General features: G+C 74.1%; 19 protein-coding genes. 10 read left to right on the top strand and 9 right to left on the bottom strand.

Features of this window, described 5'->3' with window-relative positions; all coding sequences use genetic code 11:
* Positions 1-108: 108 nt before the first annotated feature.
* Both ACFZBD_RS02285 and ACFZBD_RS02280 read right to left on the bottom strand, forming a co-directional pair.
* Entirely contained in the window at positions 109-2,421 is a 2,313-nt protein-coding gene (locus ACFZBD_RS02285) for a prolyl oligopeptidase family serine peptidase (protein ID WP_391133908.1), read from the bottom strand.
* A complete protein-coding gene (locus ACFZBD_RS02280; RefSeq protein ID WP_391133906.1) occupies positions 2,394-4,178 on the bottom strand; it encodes an N-acetylglutaminylglutamine amidotransferase in 1,785 nt (594 codons plus the stop codon). The genes ACFZBD_RS02285 and ACFZBD_RS02280 overlap by 28 nt, the downstream gene beginning before the upstream one ends.
* Positions 4,179-4,457: 279 nt before the next feature.
* On the opposite strand from ACFZBD_RS02280, the gene ACFZBD_RS02275 reads away from it, so the two are divergent.
* The gene (locus ACFZBD_RS02275) at positions 4,458-5,924 is read left to right on the top strand and encodes an aminotransferase class I/II-fold pyridoxal phosphate-dependent enzyme (RefSeq protein ID WP_391133903.1); all 1,467 of its coding nucleotides are present in this window, start codon (positions 4,458-4,460) and stop codon (positions 5,922-5,924) included.
* Between the two features lie 101 nt (positions 5,925-6,025).
* Here ACFZBD_RS02275 and ACFZBD_RS02270 read toward each other — a convergent pair whose 3' ends face one another.
* On the bottom strand, positions 6,026-7,249 hold the full coding sequence (locus tag ACFZBD_RS02270) for an amidohydrolase (protein ID WP_391133899.1): 1,224 nt from the start codon (positions 7,247-7,249) through the stop codon (positions 6,026-6,028).
* Between the two features lie 218 nt (positions 7,250-7,467).
* Between ACFZBD_RS02270 and ACFZBD_RS02265 the strand changes: the two genes are divergently transcribed.
* On the top strand, positions 7,468-8,694 hold the full coding sequence (locus ACFZBD_RS02265; RefSeq protein ID WP_391133896.1) for an aromatic acid exporter family protein: 1,227 nt from the start codon (positions 7,468-7,470) through the stop codon (positions 8,692-8,694).
* A 46-nt stretch (positions 8,695-8,740) separates the two neighbouring features.
* Here ACFZBD_RS02265 and ACFZBD_RS02260 read toward each other — a convergent pair whose 3' ends face one another.
* From ACFZBD_RS02260 to ACFZBD_RS02240, 5 genes are all read right to left on the bottom strand, one after another.
* Positions 8,741-9,475 carry an SUMF1/EgtB/PvdO family nonheme iron enzyme gene (locus tag ACFZBD_RS02260; RefSeq protein WP_391135890.1) on the bottom strand — a complete coding sequence of 245 codons (735 nt, stop codon included), beginning with the start codon at positions 9,473-9,475 and terminating at the stop codon, positions 8,741-8,743.
* Between the two features lie 82 nt (positions 9,476-9,557).
* Positions 9,558-9,887 (bottom strand): hypothetical protein, encoded by a 330-nt coding sequence (locus ACFZBD_RS02255; protein WP_391133893.1) that lies wholly within the window; start codon positions 9,885-9,887, stop codon positions 9,558-9,560.
* A gap of 592 nt (positions 9,888-10,479) precedes the next feature.
* Positions 10,480-10,776 (bottom strand): hypothetical protein, encoded by a 297-nt coding sequence (locus tag ACFZBD_RS02250; protein WP_391133890.1) that lies wholly within the window; start codon positions 10,774-10,776, stop codon positions 10,480-10,482.
* A gap of 151 nt (positions 10,777-10,927) precedes the next feature.
* Positions 10,928-12,112 (bottom strand): glutamate--cysteine ligase, encoded by a 1,185-nt coding sequence (locus ACFZBD_RS02245; RefSeq protein WP_391133887.1) that lies wholly within the window; start codon positions 12,110-12,112, stop codon positions 10,928-10,930.
* A gap of 228 nt (positions 12,113-12,340) precedes the next feature.
* Positions 12,341-12,820, bottom strand: coding sequence for a hypothetical protein (locus tag ACFZBD_RS02240; protein WP_391133884.1), 480 nt, complete (start codon positions 12,818-12,820; stop codon positions 12,341-12,343).
* Between the two features lie 191 nt (positions 12,821-13,011).
* Between ACFZBD_RS02240 and ACFZBD_RS02235 the strand changes: the two genes are divergently transcribed.
* The 8 genes from ACFZBD_RS02235 to ACFZBD_RS02200 all read left to right on the top strand — a co-directional run bounded on the left by ACFZBD_RS02235 (position 13,012) and on the right by ACFZBD_RS02200 (position 22,798).
* Complete coding sequence (locus tag ACFZBD_RS02235; RefSeq protein ID WP_391133881.1) at positions 13,012-14,301, top strand: MFS transporter; 1,290 nt, start codon at positions 13,012-13,014, stop codon at positions 14,299-14,301.
* 302 nt (positions 14,302-14,603) lie between these two features.
* Positions 14,604-15,539 carry a glucose-6-phosphate dehydrogenase assembly protein OpcA gene (opcA, locus tag ACFZBD_RS02230; protein WP_391133878.1) on the top strand — a complete coding sequence of 312 codons (936 nt, stop codon included), beginning with the start codon at positions 14,604-14,606 and terminating at the stop codon, positions 15,537-15,539.
* Between the two features lie 324 nt (positions 15,540-15,863).
* A complete protein-coding gene (locus ACFZBD_RS02225) occupies positions 15,864-17,585 on the top strand; it encodes an IclR family transcriptional regulator C-terminal domain-containing protein (protein WP_391133875.1) in 1,722 nt (573 codons plus the stop codon).
* A gap of 200 nt (positions 17,586-17,785) precedes the next feature.
* Complete coding sequence (locus ACFZBD_RS02220) at positions 17,786-18,541, top strand: ATP-binding cassette domain-containing protein (protein ID WP_391133872.1); 756 nt, start codon at positions 17,786-17,788, stop codon at positions 18,539-18,541.
* A gap of 101 nt (positions 18,542-18,642) precedes the next feature.
* Positions 18,643-19,497, top strand: a complete 855-nt coding sequence (locus ACFZBD_RS02215) for a transporter substrate-binding domain-containing protein (protein WP_391133869.1) — start codon at positions 18,643-18,645, stop codon at positions 19,495-19,497.
* A 10-nt stretch (positions 19,498-19,507) separates the two neighbouring features.
* On the top strand, positions 19,508-20,173 hold the full coding sequence (locus ACFZBD_RS02210; protein WP_391133866.1) for an ABC transporter permease subunit: 666 nt from the start codon (positions 19,508-19,510) through the stop codon (positions 20,171-20,173).
* Complete coding sequence (locus ACFZBD_RS02205; RefSeq protein WP_391133863.1) at positions 20,170-21,141, top strand: ABC transporter permease subunit; 972 nt, start codon at positions 20,170-20,172, stop codon at positions 21,139-21,141. Before ACFZBD_RS02210 ends, ACFZBD_RS02205 begins: the two co-directional genes overlap by 4 nt.
* A gap of 58 nt (positions 21,142-21,199) precedes the next feature.
* Entirely contained in the window at positions 21,200-22,798 is a 1,599-nt protein-coding gene (locus ACFZBD_RS02200; RefSeq protein WP_391133860.1) for a molybdopterin-dependent oxidoreductase, read from the top strand.
* 137 nt (positions 22,799-22,935) lie between these two features.
* On the opposite strand, the gene ACFZBD_RS02195 is transcribed toward ACFZBD_RS02200, so the two are convergent.
* Positions 22,936-23,673, bottom strand: coding sequence for a dienelactone hydrolase family protein (locus ACFZBD_RS02195; protein ID WP_391133857.1), 738 nt, complete (start codon positions 23,671-23,673; stop codon positions 22,936-22,938).
* Between the last annotated feature and the right edge of the window lie 342 nt (positions 23,674-24,015).

The raw sequence follows: 24,015 nt of genomic DNA, 5'->3' as shown, positions 1-24,015 counted from the left end.
GCCCCGACCGCGGCCCGCACCGCCGACGCCACCCCCGACCGGGCCGGGCCGCCGGGCCGGCGCGCCGCCCGCGGCCGGCTCCGTCCGTCGGCGCCGTACCGCCGCCGCTCAGGCGCCGAGGTGGCGCTCCATCCAGTCTGCGGCGGTACGGCGGAACAGGCGCCGGTTGTCCGCACGCCGGAAGTCGTGCCCCTCGTCGAGCAGCGTGAGCAGCTCGGCCTGCAGACCCCGTTCCCGGGCCGCCCGCACCATCTGCTCCGACTCGCCCGGCGGCACGTTGGTGTCGTGCTCCCCGTGCACCGCCAGCAGCGGCACCCGCAGCGCGTCGACGCGGCTCATCGGGGAGAGCGAGCGCAACAGTTCCCGGTCGCGCACCGGATGGCCGTACTTGTGCGCCGCCGACTCGGCGATCCACGGCTCGGTCTCCGCGAAGAAGGTCGCGAAGTCCGACATCCCGCAGACGGCGACGCCGGTACGGAACAGCTCCGGATGCCACACGAGGGACGCCAGGGTCAGATAGCCGCCGTAGGAGCGCCCCATCACCGCGAGCCGCGTCGGGTCGGCGCGCCCGGTCAGGACCGCGTGCGCGGCGCAGTCGGCGACGTCGTCGATCGCCGCGAACCGTCCCGTACCGAGGTCGGCGTCCACGAACTCCCGGCCCCAGCCGGAGGAGCCGCGCACGTCGGGGGCGAAGACGTCGAGACCCCGGCCGAGGAGCTCGTGGTACAGGGGGTCGAAGACCGGCCGTTCCTGTTCCTCCGGACCGCCGTGGAGATGGATCACGCACGGGGCGGGCCGGCCGGCGGCGCGGCCTGGCGCCCGGTAGTACCAGCCGCCCAGGTGCAGTCCGTCGCGTGCCACCGGCCGCAGCGGTACGGGCCGCACGGGCGGCCTGCCGGGCGGGACGGCGTCCTCGTCCCGGGAGGACCACGGGGTGCGCGCCGTCAGGGCGCGGGAGGACACCCACCACACTCCCGGGCGGCGCTGGGAACCCGCCACCGCGAGGACCATGCCGCCGGGCCCGGCCCGGGTGATCCGGGTGACGACCTCGTGCGGCAGCGGTACGTCACGGGGCGGCGTCGTCCCGGTGGCGGCGCCGCTGGGCGCGGGCCCACCGGCCGGGAGGCCGAGGGTCTGCAGCTCGCTTGCGCCCTGCACGTTCCACGCCAGGGCGGCCGTCCGGCCGTCCTCGGCGAACGCCAGCAGCTCCAGGTCGCTCTCCTCGCGCTCGGCCAGCACGGACAGGCCGAGGCGCCCGCCGTCCTCGTCGAGCCCCGCGGCGAGCAGGGCGGCGAACCGTCGTTCGTGGTCGCTGCGCAGCCACAGCGTGCGCCCGTCCGGGGAGAACCGGCCGATCCACGGGTCGCCGTCGCCGACCCGCAGGACGGAGCCGGTGACGAGGTCGGCGGTGCGCACGACCACCGCCTCCCGGCGGCCCCGCGGTCCCCGCCGTACCAGCGCGAACCGCTCGTCCTGGCTGACGTCGCACACCCGCAGTGTGGCCGCCCCCGACTCGGCGGCGACGAGCACGGGCGACCGGAGACCGTCGGGATCGACCAGGTACGCGGTGAGCCGGTCCCGGGCGCCGCCGTCCGGACCGCCGGCCGAGCCGTCGTCCAGGCACGCCGGCGCTCCCTCGCCGTTCACGTGCCAGGGGGCTCCGTCGATCGCGCCCGAGGGCATCCCATCCGCCGCGCCGTCACCGCTCACCGGGGTGAACGTGCCCGGCGCGCCGAGACCGCCGGCGTCGGTCAGGCCGGCCGCCGGGCGCGGCCGGTCCCGAGGCGTACCCGACGGGCCGACGTCGCCCCGGCGGGCGCCGCCGAGCAGGGTGGCCGGGCCGTCGCGGTCCGCCCACCCGGCGGGCAGGTCGGCGAAGACGACCTCGTGGTCCGGCGCGGCAGCCGTGTCCTGCCGGGCGGTCTGCCGGGCGGCCGGGCGGGCCGTGTGGCCCGGTGGGGACGGCGGTGGCTCGGCGACGGTGACCGCCACGGCGGACCCGTCGCGCGTCCAGCAGCCCAGGTACGCCGAGGTGCCGGAGTCCGCGCCGGCCACGATTCGGCGGCCGGTGCCGTCCGGGCGTACGCACAGGACGCGGGTGAGCTCACCGCCGCCGGGGGCGACCGTGTAGGCGATCCACCGCCCGTCGGGGGACCAGGCCACCTCCGTGACCGGGTCGGGGTCCGCGTCCAGCAGATGGATCTCGGAGCCGTCCACCGGCCCGGTCCACAGCTGGGGCACGCCCGTCCGGTCGCAGATGAACGCCACCTGCTCGCCCGTCGGGTCCGCCGACGGATACCAGCAGCCGTGCGCGATCAGCGGCTGGGGCGTGTCGCGCAGGCCCGCGGCATCGGCCAGCGGCACCGTCACCGGTGCCGCCGACGTGACTCCGGTCAGTTGATCCCGTGTGTCTGCAGCCATATCTCCAACAACGCTACGTGCCACAGGGCGTTCGCCCCTCGCTTCGTCCGGTGGTGGTCGGGGGCGGCGAGGAGTTCGGCGACGTACTCGTCGCGGAAGACACCGCGCGCCCGGGCCTCGGGTGCGGAGAGCGCGTGCCGCACCCGTTCGAGGACGGGCCCCGCCATGTGGCGGATCGCCGGCACCGGGAAGTAGCCCTTGGGCCGGTCGACGACCTTCCGGGGCAGCAGCGCGCGGCCCGCGTCCTTGACGACGCCCTTGCCGCCCTGGGCCAGCTTCAGCTCCGGCGGGCAGGCCGCGGCCAGCTCGACCAGCTCGTGGTCGAGGAACGGCGTCCGGGCCTCCAGGCCCCAGTCCATGGTCATGTTGTCCACGCGCTTGACCGGGTCGTCGACCAGCATCACGTGGGTGTCGAGCCGCAGCGCCGCGTCGAGCGCGGTCTCGGCGCCCGGCGCCGCCATGTGGTCGCGGACGAACCGGCCGGACTCGTCCTGGCCGGTCAGCAGGTGCGGCTGGAGGATCCGGGCGAAGTCGGAGTGCGGCCGGTCGAAGTACACCTCGGCGTACGTCTCCGGCTCGCGCTCCCGCTCGACGGCGGCCATCGCCGGATACCAGTGGTAGCCGGCGAAGACCTCGTCGGCGCCCTGGCCGCTCTGGACGACGCTGACCTCCTTGGAGACCAGCTCCGACAGCAGGTGGAAGGCGACCACGTCATGGCTGATCATCGGCTCGCTCATGGCCCGGACCGCCCCGTCCAGGGCCGTCGACACCCGGTCGGAGGGCACCATCAGCTGGTGGTGCTCGGTGTCGTAGCGCCGTGCGATCAGGTCCGAGTACGCGAACTCGTCGCCCTCCTCGCCACCCTCCGACTCGAAGCCCACGCTGAACGTCGCCAGGTCCCGCTGGCCCTCCTCCGCGAGCAGGGCCACGATCAGGGACGAGTCGAGCCCGCCGGAGAGCAGCACGCCGACCGGCACGTCGGCGACCATCCGGCGGCGCACCGCCTTCCGCAGCCCGTCCAGGACCGCGTCCCGCCAGTCGTGCGCGTCCATGCCCGCGTCCTCGGGACGACGGGTGTACGACGGCTGCCAGTAGCACCGGTCCCGGTAGGAGCCGTCCGGCTCCACCACGCGGACCGTGGCGGGCGGCAGCTTGCGCACGCCGTTGAGGACGGTCCGCGGGGCCGCCACCGTGGCGTGCCAGCTCAGGTACTGGTGCAGCGCGACCGGGTCCAGCGACGTGTCGACGCCACCGCCGGCGAGCAGCGCGGGCAGGGTGGAGGCGAACCGCATCCGGCCGGGGCCGTGCGTCAGGTACAGCGGCTTGATGCCCAGCCGGTCGCGGGCCAGCACCACGCGGCCGCTGTCGTTCTCGACGATGACGAAGACGAACATCCCGATGAGGTGGTCGACACAGTCCGTACCCCACTGGTGGTACGCCTTGAGGATCACCTCGGTGTCCGAGGTGGAGAAGAACCGGTGGCCGAGGCCCTGCAGCTCGCGCCGCAGCTCCCGGTAGTTGTACACGCACCCGTTGAAGACGCCCGTCAGCCGGGCATCGGTGTCGGTCATCGGCTGTGCGCCGCGCTCCGACAGGTCGATGATCTTCAGACGGCGGTGCCCCAGGGCCACCGGGCCCTGCGACCAGATGCCCCGGCCGTCCGGGCCGCGGGCCGCAAGGCGGTCGGTCATGCGCTCCACGGCGGCCACGTCGGGGCGCCGGTCGTCGAAACGGATCTCACCGCTCAAACCGCACATGTCACACCCACCCGCCGTATGGCGCCCGCCCCCGGCGCGCTGGAGGCCTCGCACTCCTCCTCGACCTGCTGTGAATCAATCACGACAACTCCTTGAAGACGGGGAACGGACGCCCGTACGCCGTCTGTATGGGGTGGCGTCCGGCGATCCGCTCCGCTTCGCGGGTTCCCGTTTGATCGTGGGGCATGCCTCGCGAGACCGCCACCGGCGCCCGCCCCGTACCCGTTCATGATCATCAAGCGGAGTCTTTGCCCCGATACGCAGGGAACCCGCAGCCCCATGGACCATTCACAGGCACCCGTGCTCGACGCGCTGGCCGCGTACCACGCAGAGAACCAGACCCCCTTCACACCGCCCGGCCACAAGCAGGGACGCGGCGCGGACCCCCGGGTGCGCGCGATCCTCGGCGACGGCGTGTTCCACTCCGACGTGCTCGCCACCAGCGGCCTGGACGACCGGACCTCGTCCCGGGGGATCCTGGCCAAGGCCCAGGAGCTGATGGCCGACGCCGTCGGTGCGGAGCACACCTTCTTCTCGACCTGCGGCAGCTCGCTGTCGGTCAAGGCCGCCATGCTGTCCGTCGCGGGACCGCACGAGAAGCTGCTGGTGGGACGGGACGCGCACAAGTCCGTGGTCTCCGGCCTGGTCCTCGCCGGGATCGTGCCGATCTGGGTGGACCCGCAGTGGGACCCGGAGCGGCACCTCGCCCATCCGCCGTCCGCCGAGGCCTTCCGCGCCGCGTTCGCCGAGCACCCCGACGCCCGGGGCGCCCTGGTGACCACGCCGACGCCGTACGGCACCTGCTCCGACCTGCGCGCCATCGCCGACACGTGCCACGACCACGGCGTGCCCCTCATCGTCGACGAGGCGTGGGGCGCCCACCTGCCCTTCCACCCGGACCTGCCGACCTGGGCGATGGACGCCGGCGCGGACGTCTGCGTCACCTCCGTCCACAAGATGGGCTCCGGCCTCGAACAGGGCTCGGTCTTCCACCTCCAGGGCGACCTGATCGCACCGGAGGTGCTCAAGAACCGCGAGGACCTCCTGGGCACCACCAGCCCTTCCGTACTCGTCTACGCCGCCCTCGACGGCTGGCGCCGCCAGATGGTCCAGCGCGGCCACGGCCTGTACGACGACGCGCTCGCCCTGGCCAAGACGGTACGGGCGCAGATCGCCGAGATCGACGGCATGCACGTCCACGGGCGCGACGACTTCTGCGGGCCCGGCCGCGCGGCCGACCTCGACCCCCTCCAGGTCATCGTCGACATCACCGGCCTCGGCACCACCGGCTACCGGATCGCCGACTGGATCCGCGAGCACCACCGCGTCAACCTGCACCTCTCCGACCATCGCCGTACGAGTGCCCAGCTCACCCACGCCGACGACAGCCGCAGCGCCCGCGCCCTGGTCGCCGCCTTGCGCGATGTCGCCGCGCACGCCGAGGAGCTGCGGCCCGCGACCCCGGTCGAGGTCCCCGATCCGGCCGACCTGCGTCTGGAGCAGGTCATGCTCCCGCGCGACGCCTTCTTCGGGCGCGTGGAGCAGGTGCCGTGGGAGAAGGCCGCCGGCCGGGTGACCGCCGAGATGCTCACGCCCTACCCGCCCGGCATTCCGGCGGCGGTGCCGGGTGAGAGGCTCAACGCCGAGGTGCTGCGGTATCTGCGCAGCGGCGTCGAGGCGGGGATGGTCGTCCCGGACGCGGCGGACACCGAGGTGAAGAGCGTCCGCGTGACCGTCGAGGACTGACCCGGGCGGCCGTCGGTTCCGGGCAGGGACCGGCACGGCGCCGGGAATCCGGGGCCGGTGAGCCGTTCGCCGGGCCGCGCGGCCGGGGGCGGTCCCGGGCATCAGAGCCCGGCGGCGGCCTTCTCCCGCAGGCGGGCCCAGGCCCGCTCCGACAGGTCCCCGCGCAGCAGGACGTCCGCCGCCGTGCACGCCAGCGCCTCCGCCGCCGCCAGCATCACCTGCCGGGCCCGCGGCCCGGCGGCCGCCTCCGCGAACTCCGGCGTGTGGTCCGCCCCGTCCGCGCCCATGATGGCGACGAACGGGTGGATCGCGGGCACCCGCGTGCTGACGTTGCCGATGTCGGACGACCCGAGGTACACCACCGCCTCGGGCTCCGACAACCGGATCCCCGCCCGCTCCAGATGCCCGGCGAACACGCCGGAGAGCACGTCGTTGTCCCGGAAGTGCTCGTACCGCCCGCCCACGTCGGTGACCTCCACGGTGGTCCGGGTGGCCAGCGCGATGCCTTGGGCGCAGCTCCGCAGCTCCTCCACCAGCTCCTCCAGCGCGGTGGCGGTGCCCCCGCGCAGCCCGAACATCCCCTCCGCGTACTCCGGGACGATGTTCGTGGCCCGGCCACCGTCCGTCACGATGCCCTGGATGTGCGAGCCGAGGGGCAGCCGCTTGTGCAGGACGCCCAGCGCGTTGAAGAGCTGGATCAGCGCCCCCAGCGCGTCGATGCCCTCCGTAGGGCTGCCGGTCGGGTGCGCGGCCCGTCCGTGGAAACCCACCCGGACCTGCGCGCTCGCCGTGAGCGGCGCCCAGGCCCAGTCGTAGACGCCGGGATGGAACATCAGGGCCGCGTCCACCCCCTCGAACAGGCCCGCCGCCACCTCGGTGACCTTGCCGCCGCCGCGCTCCTCCGCCGGCGCCCCGACGGCCAGCAGCGTCCCGTCGATCCCGCCGAGCGCCGCCCGGACGGCGAGGGCCGCGCCGAGGCCGGCCGAGGCGATGAGATTGTGCCCGCAGGCGTGGCCGAGCAGCGGCAGCGCGTCGTACTCCATCAGGAGCGCGACACAGGGCCCGTCGCCCGGGGCGGCTGCCGTGCCCGTACGCCCGACGAAGGCGGTGGGGAGTCCGGCCGCGCCGCGTTCGACCGTGAAGCCCTCGCGTTCCAGCTCACCGGTGAGCAACCCGGCCGCGCGGTGCTCCTCGTAGGCCGTCTCGGGTTCGCGGTGCAAGGCGAGGCTCACGTCCCAGAGCCGGTCCGCGCGGGCGGCCACCTCCTCCCGGATGCGGGCGTACAGGATCTCCGGGGTCTCGGACACGGTGGCCTCCTTGGACATGGGCGGTCGCTGCCACCTCTCACGTGTTCCACGCAGAGGGCGGGCGATGCCCGGAAGGCGGTTCGCGTCACACCGGTCCGCGCACGTAATCGCCCGAGCGAGGGGTACGCGGGACGGGACGGGCCCCGAGGAGTGACGTGGACGGGAGAGGTGTGTCCGACCGGACGGCTGGAGTGGGCGCCTGGTGCCGACGGCACGGGCACGAGGTGCGTACGTTCGTGAGGGACGCGGTCCGCGGGCCGGGCGAGGCGCGCGACAGGCTGCTGCTCCTGGCCAAGGGCGCGGCCGCCGCGACCGCCGCCTGGTGCCTGGCCTCCTGGTTGCTGCCCGTGAACGTCACGGCGTTCGCCCCGTTCACCGCGCTGCTGGCCCTGCAGTCCACGGTGTACCGCTCGCTGTGGGACTCCGTGCAGTACCTGGGCGCCATGGCGATCGGGACCGCGGTGGCGGCGGGCTTCGGCAGCACCGTCGGCGTGCACGCCTGGACCCTCGCCGTCCTGGTCTTCATCGCCCTCCTGGTGGCCCGGCTCGACCTCCTCGGAGGGCAGCGCGGCCAGGTCCCGGTCGTGGCGCTCTTCGCGTTCGTGGGCGGCGGGGGACGGCTCGACTACATCGGCCCGCTGGTGACCTCCGCGGCCATCGGCGTGTGCTGCGGTCTGGCCGCGCACTTCGCGATCGCCCCCTCCCCGCATACGGACACGGCCCGGCGGCGGGTCGCCGACCTGGCCGCCCACACCGCCGACCTGTTGCGGGACCTGGCGCGGACCGCCGCGGGGGAGACCGAGGACGAGGACGTACGGCAGGACTGGCCGCACCGCTGCGAGGAGCTGGTGGCACGAGCGGCGCACGCGCGGACGGCGCTCGAGAAGGAGCAGGAGAACACCCGGCTCAACCCGCGCCGGCCGTGGAACAGCGCCCAGGCCTCGCTGCTCCGCTGCCACGAGGCGGTCAGCATGATCGAGCGCATCGGTACGTACGTCCGGTCCATCGCACGGGCCCTGGCGTACGAACGCCAGACCTCCGCGCCGGCCGGCCGGGAGCGGCCGGCCGGCTCCTCCCCGGACTCTCCAGGCATTCCTACTGGAACGGCCGACGAGGCCGCCGACGCGTCGGGTGAACCGCCCGGCGACGCGTCCGCCGCCACCGCCTCCCCGGAAGCGTCCGCGGCGGCGGACTTCCTCGCCTCCTACGCCGGGCTGCTGCACGCCACCGCCGAGGCGCTCGTCTGCCTCGACCCGCCCCGGGGGCCGGAGGACTCCGCCCGCCTCCGCCGTCTTGTCGAGGACGCCGAGCGCCGCTACGAGGACACGACGGCCCTGGCCCGCACCGGGCACCTCGACCATCCGGGGGAGTGGCCCGTCCACGGCACGGCGCTCGTGGAGGCGGCGCGGGTCCTGGAGGAGATCACGTACCTGTCGGGCCGTGGCGAGGGGGCGCGGGAGTGAGCGGCCTGCCGGGGCCGGCCGGAGCGTGCGCGCGGGTCGGGCGGGCTCAGTGCTTCCGGAGAGGTGCGCCGTGGAGAGGCGCGGTGCGCGCCGGCCGGAAGCCCACGTCGTCGACGCGGAAGGTGGGGTGGCTGCGGCGGCGTGCCGAGGCGCGGCAGCTCCAGTGCTCGTCGAACCAGCCGCCGCCGCGCAGCACGCGGTACGTGCCGTAGACCTCGGGGTCGTAGACGTCCCAGCACCAGTCCCACACGTTGCCCAGCATGTCGTGGAAACCCCACGCGTTGGGCTGCTTGCCTCCCACCTCGTGGACGCGCTCCGCGGCGTTGCCGCGGTACCAGGCGATGTCGTCGAGGGGGCCGTAGCGCGGACCGGTCGTACCGGCGCGGCAGGCGTGCTCCCACTCGGCCTCGGTCGGCAGCCGGTATCCGTCGGCCGTGGCGTCCCACGCGACGGGCGCGTCGCTCTCGACGCCCGCCTCCGCGGCCGCCCTTCCCGTCCCCGCCCGCGCTCCCGCCTCCGCTTCGGCGTCGAAGTGGTAGGCGGGCGTGAGTCCTTCGCGCCGGGACAGGGTGTTGCAGAACCGAATCGCGTCCCACCAGGAGACGCTGTCGACGGGCAGGCGGTCGCCCTCGGCCTCGCCGGGCCGTTCCCCGGTCACCTCGGCGTACAGCGCGCGGGTGACGGGGACCCTCGCGAGGTGGAAGGGGGCGACGTCGACCGCCCAACGCCGTTGCGTCCGCCGGTCCGAGAGCGTGACCCGTCCGGCAGGGACGGTGATCATGTCCATGGGGGGACCTTATCGGGCGGGTCGAGGAGCACCCGAGGATGGCATCGGCGCCACCCGCCCGGCGCGGGCGGCCCTTTCAGTGGTCGCGACGCGCGCCGAACTCCAGGAGTCTGGGCGCCGCTTCGCCGGCCGAGGCCGTTTCGAGCAGCCGCCGGTCCGAGGTGGCGGGGCCGGTCAGGCTGAAGGGGACGCCGATGCTCTGGCACATGCGGCGGGCGCGGGCGACCGCGCTGAGCGTCGCCGGGGACGGTGTGGCCGACGGCAGCTCGAAGACCACCAGGCCCGGCCGGTGGGCGGAGACGAGCGCCTCGACCTGGAGCGCGGCCGCGGCACGGTTGGTGACGTTCAGATCCTGCTGGACCTTCACGTGCAGGGTTCCGTCATCGATCAAGTGGGTGACGAGCATCGTCCACCGCCCTTCCTCGGGGTGCACAGGAGGCGCCGCCGCGCGGCTCGGAGCCCGCGTGCGCGTCCCAGTGTGACGCCAGGGCGTCGGGCCGGGCAGAGCGGCGCGCTCACGACAAGTATCCGAAAGGCGGCGGCGATCGTCGGTTTCGCCCGTCGGCCGAGGGGGCCGCCGGGCGGGGTGGCGTACGGGACCGGGTCGACGGCCGTACGCCCGCTTCTCCGGGACCGGAGCGGACCGGAGCGTAGGGGAGGGGAACGCACCGGAGCGTCGGGCGTCCCCACGGCTCGCGGGGGCGCGTTCGTGCTCAGGGCTGCTCGGAGCTGCTCCGGGGTGTTCCCGGCGTCTCCCGGAGCGCCCGTCGCACCCGGCTCGCGCGTCCGCGCACCGGCTCGGACGCGGTTTCCCTCGGCTGTGCGGCGCCCGCGGTCCGTCCGCCCGGCGTCGTCGCCCCGACGGTCGTGCCGGCGCGGACGGCGGCCCCGGCTGCCGCGGTACCGCCCCGGGGCCGTCCGGTCGCGGGCGGTCTGCCCGCGCGCGTACGCCCCGGTGGTCTCAGGTCATGCAGGTGAGGTCAGGCCGGTCAGGTCGGTCAGGCCGGGCGGCGCCCGGCCGGTCGTGCGGTGGCGCCGGAGCGGGGTGTGCTCCGGCGGCGCCCCCGGACGAACCGGGCGGCGCCGAAGCCGGCGAGAAGTCCGCCGCCCGCCAGACCCACGGCTCCGGCGGGGGAGAGGGCGTCGGAGAAGGCCTCGGCGAGGGCGTCGGCGCCCGATCCGGCCCGCCGCACCGCGCCGGTGGCCCGGCTCGCGGCGGCCGCCGTATGCGGTGCCGACAGCCCGGCCGCCCCGATCATCAGCCCGGCGACACGCACCGGCCGCAGACGCCTCACGATCCGCTCCCTCCGTCCCCCGCCCGGCCACCGGAGGATGATCCGAAGAGGTGCGACCCGGGCCGTGTCCGGACGGCCTCGCAGGGGCGTGTCCGGACGCCCGAAAGCACCTCGCGGGGGATGGATCCCCCGCGACACGCCGAGGAAGGCGCTATTCCGTGCTTTTCACCCGTACGGGCCGCGGTTCGGCCGTCGGGAGGACACGGGCGGCCCGGGCGAACGGCGAGGTGCGGGCGGGCTTGCGGGCGGGCCGCTCCCCACGGGTCTCCGCGGCGAGCAGGTCCACGGCGGCCAGCAGGTCCTCCCGTGCGGCGGCCGCCCGCAGCCGCCGGGCGGTGCTCCCGTTCGCCACGGTCCTGGCGACGAGGTCGCGCACCAGCTCCCAGTCGCCGTACTCCTCCAAAGCAGGGCGCAGTCGGCGCAGGAGCGTCCCCATGACCCGGGCCGCCGGGGCGGGGCGCCGGGTCTCCGGATCGATGAGCTCCGCTTCGAGCCCCGACCGCGCCGCGCGCCAGGTCGCCGCGCGCAGCCATTCGTGCCTGCCGTCGCACGCCCGGTACCCGGGCCGGTCCGCACGGGCGAGGACGTCGGTCACCAGGGCGCGGAAGAGCCCGGCGATCATCACCACGGTCTCCGGGCGGGGGCAGGCGTCACAGACGCGCAGTTCGAGGGTCCCCTGATGGGCGGACGGCCGGACGTCGTAATAGATCATTCCCGCGTCGCTGATGACGCCCGAGCGGATGAGGCCCGCCACGGCGCCGTCGTACTCCGCGGCGTCGCGGAAGCAGCCGGCGGGCCCGGCGGTGGGCCACCGCTGCCAGAGCATGGTCCGCCAGCTGGCGTATCCGGTGTCGGAGCCGAGCCAGAAGGGGGAGCTGGCCGACAGGGCGAGCAGCGGCGGAAGCCACGGTCCCAGCGCGCACAGGGCGCGGACCGCGCTGTCGCGGTCGGGGACGTCGACGTGCACCTGGGCGCCGCAGATCAGCTGTTCGTCGGCGACGCGGCGGTACTCGTCCGCCATGGCGCGGTAGCGGGCGTCCGGCGTGACGTCCACCGCCTCGACCCGCCCCAGCGGGGCGGTGCCCGCGCCGATGACGGCCAGGCCGTGGCGTGCGGCGGCAGCGTCGAGTCCCCGCCGGGTGCGGAGCAGGTCGTCGTGCAGCCCTTCCAGGGACGCGTGGACCTCGCTGTTGGTCTCGACGATCGACCGCGCCATCTCACGGGTGTAGGTCCCGCCGGGCAGCCCGTCCAGCAGCACGTCGGCCCGTGGTACGAGGGATCCGCGCTCCCTGTCGACCACGTGGAACTCTTCCTCAACCCCTACCCGAACGGTCACGACCACTCTCCAGGGATCCCGGGGACGGTTCGACCGGCCTTCCCTGCCTTGCGTGAGGCGCCCTGCCAGGAACGGCGGCAGGTCAGGAGGCCGGCTCTACGTCACCCGACTGCCCGGATACGCCCGCCTTAGGCATCGCACCCGCGGGCGGCGCGCCCGAGCCGTTCCGGCCGCCGACGCTCCCCGGTCGACCGCCGACGCTCCCGCTCACCCGTCGACGCTCCCCGGTCACCCGCTGACGCCCGCCGGCTCCTCGCCGACGCTCCCCGGCTCGCCGCCGGGCCGCCCCCGGGGCTCCGCCGGGACGACCACGACCTGGACGTCGTCCTCGTAGATCACCCGGCCGGGCGCGGCGGACCGCAGCGTCTCGTACGCCACGCCGTGCGCGGCGAGGACGTCGAGGTAGCCGTCGATCCGCTCCAGGAGATGCGTCGCCGTCGGTTTGAACCAGGCGGCGGCCCCCGGATGGACCGCGGGGTCGTAGACCGACGGGTCCACCGTCGACGGGTCGGTGTAGGCGGCGTCGTACCAGGCGTTGTTCGCCCGCCGGAACCGCTCCTCCTCCGGATCGAGCCGCCCGGCCCGCCCGAGGTTGTTCACCAGGCCGAACACGCCGGTGAAGTGGCCCCGTTCGTTCGGGACCGCGGCCTGGAACCGTACGTACTCCGTCGGGGCGGATCGCCCCGTCCCGCTCTCGCCGTTCGCCATCGACCGAGCGTCCCACAGCGCCGTGGCAGGCCCGGCGCGAGGCCTGCCACGGCGCTCTTCCTTGATGCCGGTGCGGGCGTGGAGGTCGGGGCGCCGTGGGCGAAAAACCCCGCGCTTGCAACTAGAGCGCGTCTGCAAGTATTGTGAACGCTCGTAAGGCGCTCGCGCAATTTCTTGGAAGGTGCTCTTCAATGCCACTCGCGCTTCTCGCCCTCGCGATGGGGGCCTTCGGGATCGGCACGACCGAGTTCGTGATCATGGGCCTGCTGCCCGACGTCGCGGCCGACTTCGGCGTCTCGATCCCCACGGCCGGGCTGCTCGTCACCGGCTACGCCCTCGGCGTCGTCATCGGAGCCCCGCTGATGACCGTGCTGGGCACCAAGGTGACCCGCAAGCGGATGCTGATGATCCTCATGGGCCTCTTCGTCCTCGGGAACCTCCTGTCGGCCGTCGCCCCGAGCTTCGGCGTCATGGTGGCCGGCCGGATCGTCGCCTCCCTCGCCCACGGCGCGTTCTTCGGCATCGGCTCCGTCGTCGCCGCGGAGCTGGTCGCACCCGAGAAGAAGGCCGGCGCCATCGCCATGATGTTCACCGGCCTCACCGTCGCCAACGTCGTCGGCGTCCCCGGCGGCACCCTCGTCGGCCAGGCCATCGGCTGGCGCGTCACCTTCGTCATCGTGGCCGCGCTCGGCGTCCTGGGCCTGCTCGGCATCGCCCGGCTCGTCCCCGACATGCCGAAGCCCGAAGGCGTCCGCATCCGGCACGAACTGGCCGTGTTCAAGAACGCCCAGGTGCTCCTCGCCATGGCCATGACCGTGCTCGGCTTCGGCGGAGTCTTCGCCGCCATCACCTACATCGCCCCGATGATGACCGAGGTCGCCGGCTACGCCGAGTCGTCCGTCACCTGGCTCCTCGTCCTCTTCGGCCTCGGCATGGTCGTCGGCAACCTCGTCGGCGGCAGGTACGCCGACCGCCGTCTGATGCCGATGCTGTTCATCTCCCTCGGCGCCCTCGCCGTCGTGCTCGCCCTGTTCACCCTGACCGCGCACGACAAGGTCCTGGCCGCGATCTCCGTCGCGCTCGTCGGCGCCCTGGGCTTCGCTACTGTGCCCCCGCTCCAGAAGCGCGTCCTCGACCACGCCCACGGCGCCCCGACCCTCGCCTCCGCCGTCAACATCGGCGCGTTCAACCTCGGCAACGCGCTCGCCGCGTGGCTCGGCGGCATGGTCATCGCCGGCGGCCTCGGCTACACCGCGCCCAACTGGGTCGGCGCCCTCCTCGCCGGCGCCGCGCTGCTGCTCGCCTTCCTCTCCGCCGGCCTGGAGCGCCGCGACCGTGCCGCGGGCCGGGCTGTCCCCGCGGGCCTTACCGCGGACGCGCCCCTCTCCGCGACCGGGGTCGCCGCCCCCGCGACCGGGCAGGTCGTCGCCGGTTCCGCCGCCGCGCCGGCCCGGGAACGGGCCGCCGCCCCGGTCCGATAGCCGGTCGGGGTCGTCGCCTCGGCGCCCGCGACGCCGACGCGGCTGGTTCCGCACGCGTACCAGGCCGAACGCCCGGCCGCCCCGGTCCCGCACCGACGCGCCGGCCGCCGACGGGACGTCCCCGGAGCCTCGCCGCCTCCCCGGACGTCCGTTCGGCGCGCCGCCGCCCGAAATCCGGCCCGTTCCCCCTCCGGTGCCGAAGAGTTCGACGAAGGACCGCGGAAGAACCGCTGTCCCGCGAGCGCTACGGGGAAGCAGTGGAGGAAGTCGCTCGCACGAGACGGAAGGAACGGGCGCGGGTCATGAAGATCGATCTCACCGACACCAACTCAAGCAAGATCAACAAGGCGATCCTGTCAGGCCGCAGGTCCATCGGGATGCCGGCGGTGGGGATGGTGCTCACCCTCGTCATCGTCACCGACGAGGAGAACGCCTACGACTCGCTCAAGGCGGCCAACGACGCCTCCCGCGAGCACCCCTCGCGCACGCTCGTGGTGATCAAGCGCCATGCCCGCTCGCCGCGCGAGCGCCTCCTGCCCCGGCTGGACGCGGAGGTGCGGGTGGGCAGCGACGCCGGTGCCGGCGAGACCGTCGTGCTCCGGCTGCACGGTGAACTCGGCGCCCGCGCCGACTCCGTCGTGCTGCCGCTGCTGCTGCCCGACGCGCCCGTCGTCGTCTGGTGGCCGGTCGATGCCCCCCAGGTGCCGTCCAAGGACCCGCTGGGCGCCCTCGCCCAGCGCCGAATCACCGACGCGTACGCCGTCGAGAACCCGCTCGCCGCGCTGGACGCCCGCGCCGCGTCGTACGCCCCCGGCGACACCGACCTCGCCTGGACCCGGCTCACCCCCTGGCGCTCGATGCTCGCCGCCGCGCTCGACCAGGCCCGGGCGACGGTCGTCTCGGCCGCCGTGGAGAGCGAGGCCGACAACCCCAGCGCCGAGCTGCTGGCCCGCTGGTTCGCCGACCGGCTGAAGGTCCCGGTCGAGCGGGTCGTCACCGACGGGCCGGTGGTCACGGCGGTCCGGCTGGGCACGCCCGACGGGGAGATCCGTATCGACCGGCCGGAGGGCCCGGTGGCCAGGCTGGCCATCCCCGGCCAGCCCAACCGGGTTCTCGCGCTCAAGGTGCGGACCACCGCGGAGCTGATCGCGGAGGAGCTGCGCAGGCTCGACCCCGATGAGATCTACGCGGCCGCGCTCCGCGCCCAGGTCACGCCCCCGGCCCCGGCCGCCGGCTGAGGGGGTGCGCGGCCGATCCCGCCGGGGTCGAGGCGTCTCGTACCGCGGCACCGCCCCCGGCGCCGTCGGTCGGTCGGTCGTCGCTCCTCCGCATCGGCTCCCTCCTCCGCCTTGCGATCCACGGCATCGGACATCGCTCGCTCCACCGTCTTGCGATCGACGGCACCGGACGCCGCTCGCTCCACCGTCTTGCGATCGACGGCACCGGACAAGGCCCCCTCGTCCGGCCCACGGTCTCGACCTGGCCTCTCGGGACGCGGACCGCGCCCGCCCTCCCGGGCGCCTTCCTCTACGGTGTCCCTCGAGATCCGTCAGGGAGGGGCCATGTCACCGAGCGACACCGCTCCGGCGCCGGACGACCGGACCCCGGACGCTTCGGTTCCGCCGGAGGCCGTAGCGCCGCTGACGCGCGGCCTCGCGGTGCTGCGCGGGCTCACCGACGCCGACGGGGCCCTCAGCCTCAGCGAGCTGGAGCGCACCACCGGCCTCGCCCGCTCCACCGTCGACCGGCTCACCGGCACGCTCGCCCGCATGGGGTACGTACGCCTCGACGGCCGGGACGTCTTTCTCGCGCCCCGGCTCATGGAGCTGGGCAACGCCTATCTCGCCGCCCTGCGCCTGCCCGGCCTGCTCGGTCCCCACGCCGACGCCCTCGCCGAGGAGCTGGACGAGTCGGTCTCGCTCGCGGTGGGGGACGGCGACGCCATCCGCTTCGTCCACCAGTCCACACGGCGACGCGCGATGTCCCTAAGCTTCCGCATCGGCGATCCGCTGCCCGCCGAACGCACCGCCCCCGGCGCCCTCCTCGCCGCCCACTGGGCCGCGGCCGACTGGGAGCGCTGGCGGGCACGCCGCCACAGGGGCCCCTCGGGCGCCGGACCGTCCGGGACCGGGCCGGGCAGCGGCCCGGACCGCCCGGAACCACGAGGCGGGGACCGGGACCGCGAGGACTTCGCCGCCCGGGCGGCGCTCGCGGGGGAGCGGGGCTGGGCCCTCGACGACCAGCTCATCGAACCCGGCCTGGTCGCGCTCGCCCTGCCCGTACGGGACACCGACGGCGCCGTCGCCTGTGTGGCGAGCGTCGTGAGCCACACCAGCCGCCACACCGCCGCCTCCCTGCGGGACGCGATGCTGCCCCGGCTGAGCGCGGCCGTCTCCGCCTGGGAAGAGCTGCTGCGGCAGCCGCCGAACCCGCGGGACGCGGCGTCGCCCCCGCAGCCCGTGGGTCTCGCGGCATGGACCCGCGCCTCCAAGCAGGAGGGCGGACGCGCCTTCGTCGAGTCGCTGGCCCGCGGACTCACGGTCCTGACCGCCTTCGGAGAGGGCCGCGGGGCGCTGCCCCTGAGCGCCGTCGCCGAGGCCACCGGACTCGCCCGCGCCACCGCCCGGCGCGCCCTGATCACCCTGGAACACCTCGGATACGTCCGGGCCGAGGGCCGCCTCTTCACCCCCACCGCCCGAGTGCTGGCCCTCGGCTACCCCTCCCTGTCCCGTATGCCGCTGCCGCAGATCGCGGCCCCGCACCTGGCCGAGCTCTCCCGACGGGTGCACGACTCGGCCTCCCTGGCCGTCCTCGACGGAGCGGACATCCGCTACACCGCCCGGGTCGCCACCCGGCGCATCATGAGCGTCCACATCACCGTCGGCACCCGCTTCCCCGCCCACGCCACCTCCATGGGCCGGGTGATGCTGGCCGGCCTCCCCGCGGAGGAGCGCGAGGCCTGGCTGGCCGCCGGGGAACCGCGGGCCCTCACCCCGCACACGGTCACCGGGCGCCCAGAACTCGCCGCTCTGCTGGCACGCGTAGGGGAACAGGGGTACGCCCTCGTCGACGAGGAGCTGGAACAGGGCCTCAGGTCGATCGCCGTACCGGTGCGCGACCGGGCGGGCGCGGTCGTGGCGGCGGTCAACGTGGCCATGCACAGCAGCCGGCGTACGGCCGAGGAGTGCGTCGGGGACGTCCTCCCCGAGCTGCGCGCCACCGCCTCCGGGATCGAGGAGGACCTCCGCACGGCGGGACGCTTCGCGCCCGTACCGGCGGTCTGACCGCGCCTGGAACCGGCGACCGCCCGCCGGGCCCCTACGCGCGATGACAATCGCTCCCGCCCGTCGGGCCCCTCCGCGCGAGGACAATCGCTTCCGCCCGCCCGCCCCGGCGCCTTCCCGGCGTGCGCCGCGGGCACGGCGGGCGGAGCATGAACGTGGGGAGGAAGCGGTAAGCGGGGGCGGTGACCCTGGAGGGTGCCATGCCCGTCCCGGTAGGCGGCGACGCGCTTGTCGTCCTGAGCAACGTCGACAAGCACTTCGGCGCGCTCCACGTGCTCCAGTCCATCGATCTGACCGTCGGCCGCGGCGAGGTCGTCGTCGTCATCGGCCCCTCCGGCGGCGGCAAGTCCACCCTCTGCCGGGCCATCAACCGGCTGGAGACCATCGACTCCGGCGAGATCGTCATCGACGGCAAGCCCCTGCCCGCCGAGGGCCGGGAGCTGGCCGCGCTGCGCGCCGACGTCGGCATGGTGTTCCAGTCCTTCAACCTCTTCGCCCACAAGACCGTGCTCGAGAACGTCACTCTCGGCCAGATCAAGGTCCGCAAGAAGGACAAGAAGGAGGCCGATCGACGGGCCCGGGAACTCCTCGACCGGGTGGGCGTCGGCTCTCAGGCCGACAAGTACCCCGCCCAGCTCTCCGGCGGCCAGCAGCAGCGCGTGGCGATCGCGCGCGCCCTGGCCATGGAACCGAAGGTGATGCTCTTCGACGAGCCCACCTCGGCCCTCGACCCCGAGATGATCAACGAGGTGCTGGAGGTCATGCAGCAGCTCGCCAGGGACGGGATGACCATGGTCGTCGTCACCCACGAGATGGGCTTCGCCCGCTCCGCCGCGAACCGTGTGGTGTTCATGGCGGACGGCCGGATCGTGGAGGAGACGACACCGGACCAGTTCTTCAGCAACCCGCGCAGCGACCGTGCCAAGGACTTCCTGTCGAAGATCCTGCACCACTGAGCCTCGGCTCGACCGGACCCGGACCGGACCAGGCACGACCGGGCCGCGGAACCACCACCGCGGCCGCCGCCCGCACAGGAGCCCCCAGGGGTGTGAAGGCCATGAACCCGCGCAAGCTCACCAAAGCCGCTCTCGCCGCCGCCGCGGCGGCCGTCCTCACCGTCACCGCCGCCGGCTGCGGCGACGACGGAGGGAACGGCGGATCCGGCTCCGCCGCCACCGACGACGAGAAGATCACCGTCGGCATCAAGTTCGACCAGCCCGGCGTCGGGCTGAAGACACCGGACGGGACCTACACCGGCTTCGACGTCGACGTGGCCACGTACGTCGCCAAGCAACTCGGCCACGATCCCGCCGACATCGAGTGGAAGGAAGCCAAGAGCGCCGACCGCGAGACGCTGCTCCAGCGCGGCGACGTCGACTTCATCGCCGCCTCGTACTCGATCAACGACGAACGCGCCAAGAAGGTCGACTTCGCCGGGCCGTACCTCCTGGCCCACCAGGACGTGCTGGTCCGCGCGGACGACGACTCCATCACCAAGCCGTCCGACCTCAACAACAAGAAGCTCTGCTCGGTGACCGGTTCCACCTCCGCGCAGAACGTCAAGACGAAGCTCGCCCCGCAGGCCCAGCTGCAGGAGTACGGCGGCTACTCCGAGTGCCTGACCGGTCTGGAGAACGGCGTCATCGACGCCGTCACCACCGACGACTCGATCCTCGCCGGCTACGCCGCGCAGGACGAGTTCAAGGACAAGTTCAAGCTCGCCGGCTTCAAGATGAGCAACGAGAACTACGGCATCGGCGTCCAGAAGGGCAGCGAACTCAAGGCGCAGATCAACACCGCGCTGGAGAAGATGGTCGCCGACGGCTCCTGGCAGGCGGCCGTGGACAAGAACTTCGGCCCGGCCGGCTACCAGAACGAACCAGCCCCGACGATCGGGACCGTCGTGAAATGAGCGGGCCGCCGTGTTCGACTTCCTCGAAGGGTACGACCTGCTGGGAGCCTTCTGGGTGACGGTGCAGCTCACCGTCTACTCGGCGATCGGCTCCCTGATCTGGGGGACGCTGCTGGCCGCCATGCGCGTCAGCCCCGTCCCCCTGATGCGGGGCTTCGGCACCGCCTACGTCAACATCGTCCGGAACATCCCCCTCACCGTCATCATCGTCTTCACCTCGCTCGGCCTGTTCCAGACCCTCGGCGTCGACATGGGCGCCAAGGACTTCACCACCATCAACTTCCGGCTCGCCGTGCTCGGTCTGATCGCCTACACCTCGGCCTTCGTCTGCGAGGCGCTGCGCTCCGGCATCAACACCGTCCCCGTCGGCCAGGTCGAGGCCGCCCGAGCCCTCGGGCTCGGCTTCCCCCAGGTCCTGCGCCTCATCGTGCTGCCGCAGGCCTTCCGTTCGGTCGTCGGGCCGCTCGCCAACGTGCTGATCGCCCTCACCAAGAACACCACCGTGGCCGCCGCCATCGGCGTCGCCGAAGCGGCCCTGCTGATGCGGGAGATGATCGAGAACGAGGCCCAGCTGATCCTCATCTCGGCGATCTTCGCGGCCGGCTTCATCTGCCTCACGCTCCCCACCGGGCTCTTCCTCGGCTGGCTGGCCAAGAAGGTGGCGGTGAAGCGATGAAGCGCCCCGGCACCACCCCGCCCGCCGGCCCCACCACGGCACGGCGCACCACCACCGCCCGCCCGCCCGCCGTCCTGTACGACGTCCCGGGGCCCCGCGCCCGGCGCCGCAACGTCCTCTACACCGTGTTGTTCGTGCTGGCCCTCGCCGCGCTGGTCTGGTGGGTGGTCATGGCCCTCGCCGAGAAGAACCAGCTCACCGCCGCGAAGTGGGAGCCGTTCTTCACGGACTCCCGCACCTGGACGACGTACCTCCTGCCCGCCCTGGAGAACACCCTCATCGCCGCGGCGCTCTCCATGGCCATCGCCCTGCCCCTCGGCGCCCTGTTCGGCATCGCCCGGCTCTCCGACCACCGGTGGGTGCGGGGCGCGGCCGGGACGGTCGTGGAGTTCTTCCGCGCCATCCCGGTGCTGATCCTGATGCTCTTCGCCAACGCGGCCTACTCCGAGTTCACCGACATCAGCCCGGAGACCCGCCCGCTGTACGCCGTCGTCACCGGGCTCGTCCTCTACAACGCCTCCGTCCTCGCGGAGATCGTCCGGGCCGGCATCCTGGCCCTGCCCCGCGGCCAGACCGACGCCGCCCAGGCGATCGGCATGCGCAAAGGCCAGACGATGACGAACGTCCTGCTCCCGCAGTCCGTCACGGCCATGCTCCCCGCGCTCGTCAGCCAGCTCGTCGTCATCGTGAAGGACACCGCGCTCGGCGGCGCGATGCTCGGCTTCTCCGAACTCCTGGCCTCCGTCCGGCCCATGAGCGCCAACTACGGCGCCAACACCATCGCGAGCTTCACGATCGTCGCCGTGATCTTCGTGATCCTCAACTTCGCGCTCACCACCCTCGCCGGCCGGCTCGAACGCCGGCTGCGGCGCGCCAAGAAGTCGACGGGCGCGGTCGTCGGCGCCGAGGCGGTGGAGGAACTCGCCCGGCCCGGCGAGCACATCGGACCGGCCGACGGCCCGAAATGAGACGCTCTCCCGGGTGAATCGGCCCATCCACGAGGGCCGCGGTGCCGAAGGGAAGGACATGACCCCTTCCGATCCCCCGCGCGACCCCACCCGCACCGACCGTCTCCTGGCCGGACTCGGCGGACTCCTCGCCGGGTACGCCTCCCTCGGCGTCGCCGAACTCGCCGCCGCGGCGGTCCGCCCCGAGGCGGGGCCCGTCACGGCGGTCGGCGGCGCGGCCATCGACGTCACCCCCGCCGCGGTCAAGAACTGGGCCATCACCGCCTTCGGCGAGAGCGACAAGATCGTTCTTCAGCTGGGCATCCTCGCCGTGCTCGCCGCCCTGGCCGTGGCCCTCGGCCTGCTGGCCCTGAGCCACCGCCGGGCCGGTGCGGCCGGAGTGCTCGCCTTCGGCGTCGTCGGCGCGCTCGCCGCCGTCACCCGGCCCGACTCGGACTCGGCCGCGGACGCGCTGCCCTCCCTGGCCGGCGCCGTCGCGGGCGCCCTGCTCCTGTACGTCCTGATGGGCAGGCTCCTCGCCGCCCGGACCGGGCCGGGACCCTCGGCCGTACCGGAGGCGGCCGCCGCCGCGGGCCGCCGGAGCTTCCTGGTGATCGCCGGTGCGAGCGCCGTCGGCGCGACGGGAGCGGCGGTCCTCGGCCGCGCCCTCGGCGGCACCCGCGCCCAGGACGCCGTGGCCTCCCGGACGGCCCTGCGGCTGCCCCGCCCCGCGTCCCCCGCCCCCGCCGTACCCCCAGGGGCCCAGCTCCCGGTCCCCGGGATCAGCCCCTTCGTCACGCCGAACCGGGACTTCTACCGCGTCGACACGGCGCTCGTCGTCCCCAAGACCGACGCCACGACCTGGCGCCTGCGCCTGCACGGCCTCGGGGTCGCCCGGGAGCTGCGCCTGACCCTCGCCGACCTGATGGGCCGGGAGGTGGTCGAGCGGGACATCACGCTGGCCTGCGTCTCCAACGAGGTCGGCGGCCCGTACGTCGGCAACGCCCGGTGGCTCGGCGTACGGCTGGCCGACCTCCTGCGCGAGGCCGGGGTGGTCCCGCCGTCCGCCGGGGGACCGGCCGACCAGCTGGTCGCCCGGTCGGTGGACGGGATGACGATCGGCACCCCGGTCGAGCAGGTGATGGACGGCCGCGACGCCCTCCTCGCCTTCGGGATGAACGGCGAACCGCTCCCCTTCGACCACGGCTTCCCGGTCCGCATGCTCGTCCCCGGTCTGTACGGCTACGTCTCCGCCTGCAAGTGGATCGAGGAGATCGAGCTGACCACCTTCGACGCCTACGACGCCTACTGGGTCCCGCGCGGCTGGGCGGCCGAGGCGCCCGTGAAGACGCAGTCCCGGATCGACACCCCCCGCTCGTTCGCCCGCCCCGGACCCGGCACCGTCATGATCGCCGGGGTGGCCTGGGCACAGCACCGGGGCGTCGCACGGGTCGAGGTGCGGATCGACGAGGGTCCGTGGCGGGAGGCCCGGCTGGGGGCCGAGGACGGCCGGGACACCTGGCGTCAGTGGATGTACCCCTGGCAGGCGACTCCCGGCCGTCACACGCTCACGGTCCGCGCCACCGACGGGACCGGCGAGGTCCAGACCGAGCGGCGTACGGACACGATGCCCGACGGGGCGAGCGGCCGGCACTCGGTGGTGGTGACGGTCGACTGACCGTCCGCCACCCGCGCCCCGGCTACTCCAGTTACGGCCCGGCGGCCCCGATCCGTCCGGGGCCGTTCAGGACGTACACCCAGGGAGGGGCAGTGCCCGACGCCCGCCAGGCCGTGCGCCCGGCATGCTTGCCCGGGTCATCCGTCCAGATCCTCCGTCACGGGCAGGCACTCGGCGAGCAGGTCGACGATGTCGTGCCAGGCTCGCCGCGCGTGCCGTGGGTGGTAGCCGACGCCGGGAACCACGGGGTGGTCGACCGGCGGGTGGTGGAAGGCGTGCAAGGCGCCGCCGTAGACCATGAGCCGCCAGTCGACGCCCGTGGCCTGCATCTCGGCGGTGAACGCGTCCCGTTGCGCGGGCGGCATGATCGGATCTTCCGACCCGACCCCGGCCCACACCGGGCAGCGGATGCGCGCCGTCTCGCCCGGTCGGCCCGTGGTCAGGCCGTTGACTGTCCCGATGGCACGCAGGTCGACGCCGCCGCGCCCGAGTTCCAGCGCGATTGCGCCCCCGGTGCCGTAGCCGACGGCGGCGATCCGGTCGGGGTCGGTCCGCGGTTCGGCGTGCAACACGTCGAGCGCCGCACGGCCGATGCCCCGCATCCGGTCGGGGTCGGCGAGCAGCGGCATGCACCGGGCCAGCATCTCCTCGGGGTCACCCAGATAGCGCCCGCCGTGGAGGTCGAAGGCCAGCGCTACATATCCCAGCTCGGCGAGGGCATCGGCCCGACGGCGCTCGACGTCGCTGAGCCCCATGCCCTCCGGTCCGAGCAGCACCGCGGGCCGGCGGCCGACACCGGCCGGGAGTGCGAGGTGCCCGATCATCGTCAGACCGTCGGCCGGATAGCGGACCGTACGCGTCGTCATCGTCGTCATGCCACGGGACTGTAGAGATCGTCGAGCTCGGTCCGGTCGTGTTCTGCCGCCGGCGGAACAGCGCGGGTATGGCTCCGGAACACCGCGGCAGCCCGAGATCTCCGCCGGGTGCGGCGCGGAGGTCACGGACGCCGCCGAGAGGAGCCCGAGGGCAGCCGGCCGCGACGGCCGCGGTGGGGGCGCGTCCGGTCGGCCAGGAGGAGGCGGGAAGTCATCCGGCCATGGCAAGGGCGTCAAGGGTTCGCGCATGGTGGCGGGGGCCATGGGTACGGGCGGGGCGAGGGCGTGCGGGCATCCCCTGCCGCCCCGGGCGGCCGGGCGGCCATCGCCTAGAGTCGACCC

Source organism: Streptomyces sp. NPDC008121, from assembly GCF_042957155.1.
GTDB lineage: Bacteria > Actinomycetota > Actinomycetes > Streptomycetales > Streptomycetaceae > Streptomyces.
The sequence above is the reverse complement of the archived record's forward strand: the minus strand, read 5'-3'. Positions and strand labels throughout refer to the sequence as shown.

Bases quoted from the DNA above. Each gene is read 5' to 3' on its own strand.
- ACFZBD_RS02200 (WP_391133860.1), top strand. From the start codon at position 21,200: ATGACCCCTTCCGATCCCCCGCGCGACCCCACCCGCACCGACCGTCTC.
- ACFZBD_RS02205 (WP_391133863.1), top strand. From the start codon at position 20,170: ATGAAGCGCCCCGGCACCACCCCGCCCGCCGGCCCCACCACGGCACGG.
- ACFZBD_RS02285 (WP_391133908.1), bottom strand. From the start codon at position 2,421: ATGGCTGCAGACACACGGGATCAACTGACCGGAGTCACGTCGGCGGCA.
- ACFZBD_RS02235 (WP_391133881.1), top strand. From the start codon at position 13,012: ATGCCACTCGCGCTTCTCGCCCTCGCGATGGGGGCCTTCGGGATCGGC.
- ACFZBD_RS02240 (WP_391133884.1), bottom strand. From the start codon at position 12,820: ATGGCGAACGGCGAGAGCGGGACGGGGCGATCCGCCCCGACGGAGTAC.
- ACFZBD_RS02195 (WP_391133857.1), bottom strand. From the start codon at position 23,673: ATGACGACGATGACGACGCGTACGGTCCGCTATCCGGCCGACGGTCTG.
- ACFZBD_RS02225 (WP_391133875.1), top strand. From the start codon at position 15,864: ATGTCACCGAGCGACACCGCTCCGGCGCCGGACGACCGGACCCCGGAC.
- ACFZBD_RS02215 (WP_391133869.1), top strand. From the start codon at position 18,643: ATGAACCCGCGCAAGCTCACCAAAGCCGCTCTCGCCGCCGCCGCGGCG.
- ACFZBD_RS02280 (WP_391133906.1), bottom strand. From the start codon at position 4,178: ATGTGCGGTTTGAGCGGTGAGATCCGTTTCGACGACCGGCGCCCCGAC.
- ACFZBD_RS02270 (WP_391133899.1), bottom strand. From the start codon at position 7,249: ATGTCCAAGGAGGCCACCGTGTCCGAGACCCCGGAGATCCTGTACGCC.
- ACFZBD_RS02275 (WP_391133903.1), top strand. From the start codon at position 4,458: ATGGACCATTCACAGGCACCCGTGCTCGACGCGCTGGCCGCGTACCAC.
- opcA (WP_391133878.1), top strand. From the start codon at position 14,604: ATGAAGATCGATCTCACCGACACCAACTCAAGCAAGATCAACAAGGCG.
- ACFZBD_RS02260 (WP_391135890.1), bottom strand. From the start codon at position 9,475: ATGATCACCGTCCCTGCCGGACGGGTCACGCTCTCGGACCGGCGGACG.
- ACFZBD_RS02220 (WP_391133872.1), top strand. From the start codon at position 17,786: ATGCCCGTCCCGGTAGGCGGCGACGCGCTTGTCGTCCTGAGCAACGTC.
- ACFZBD_RS02255 (WP_391133893.1), bottom strand. From the start codon at position 9,887: ATGCTCGTCACCCACTTGATCGATGACGGAACCCTGCACGTGAAGGTC.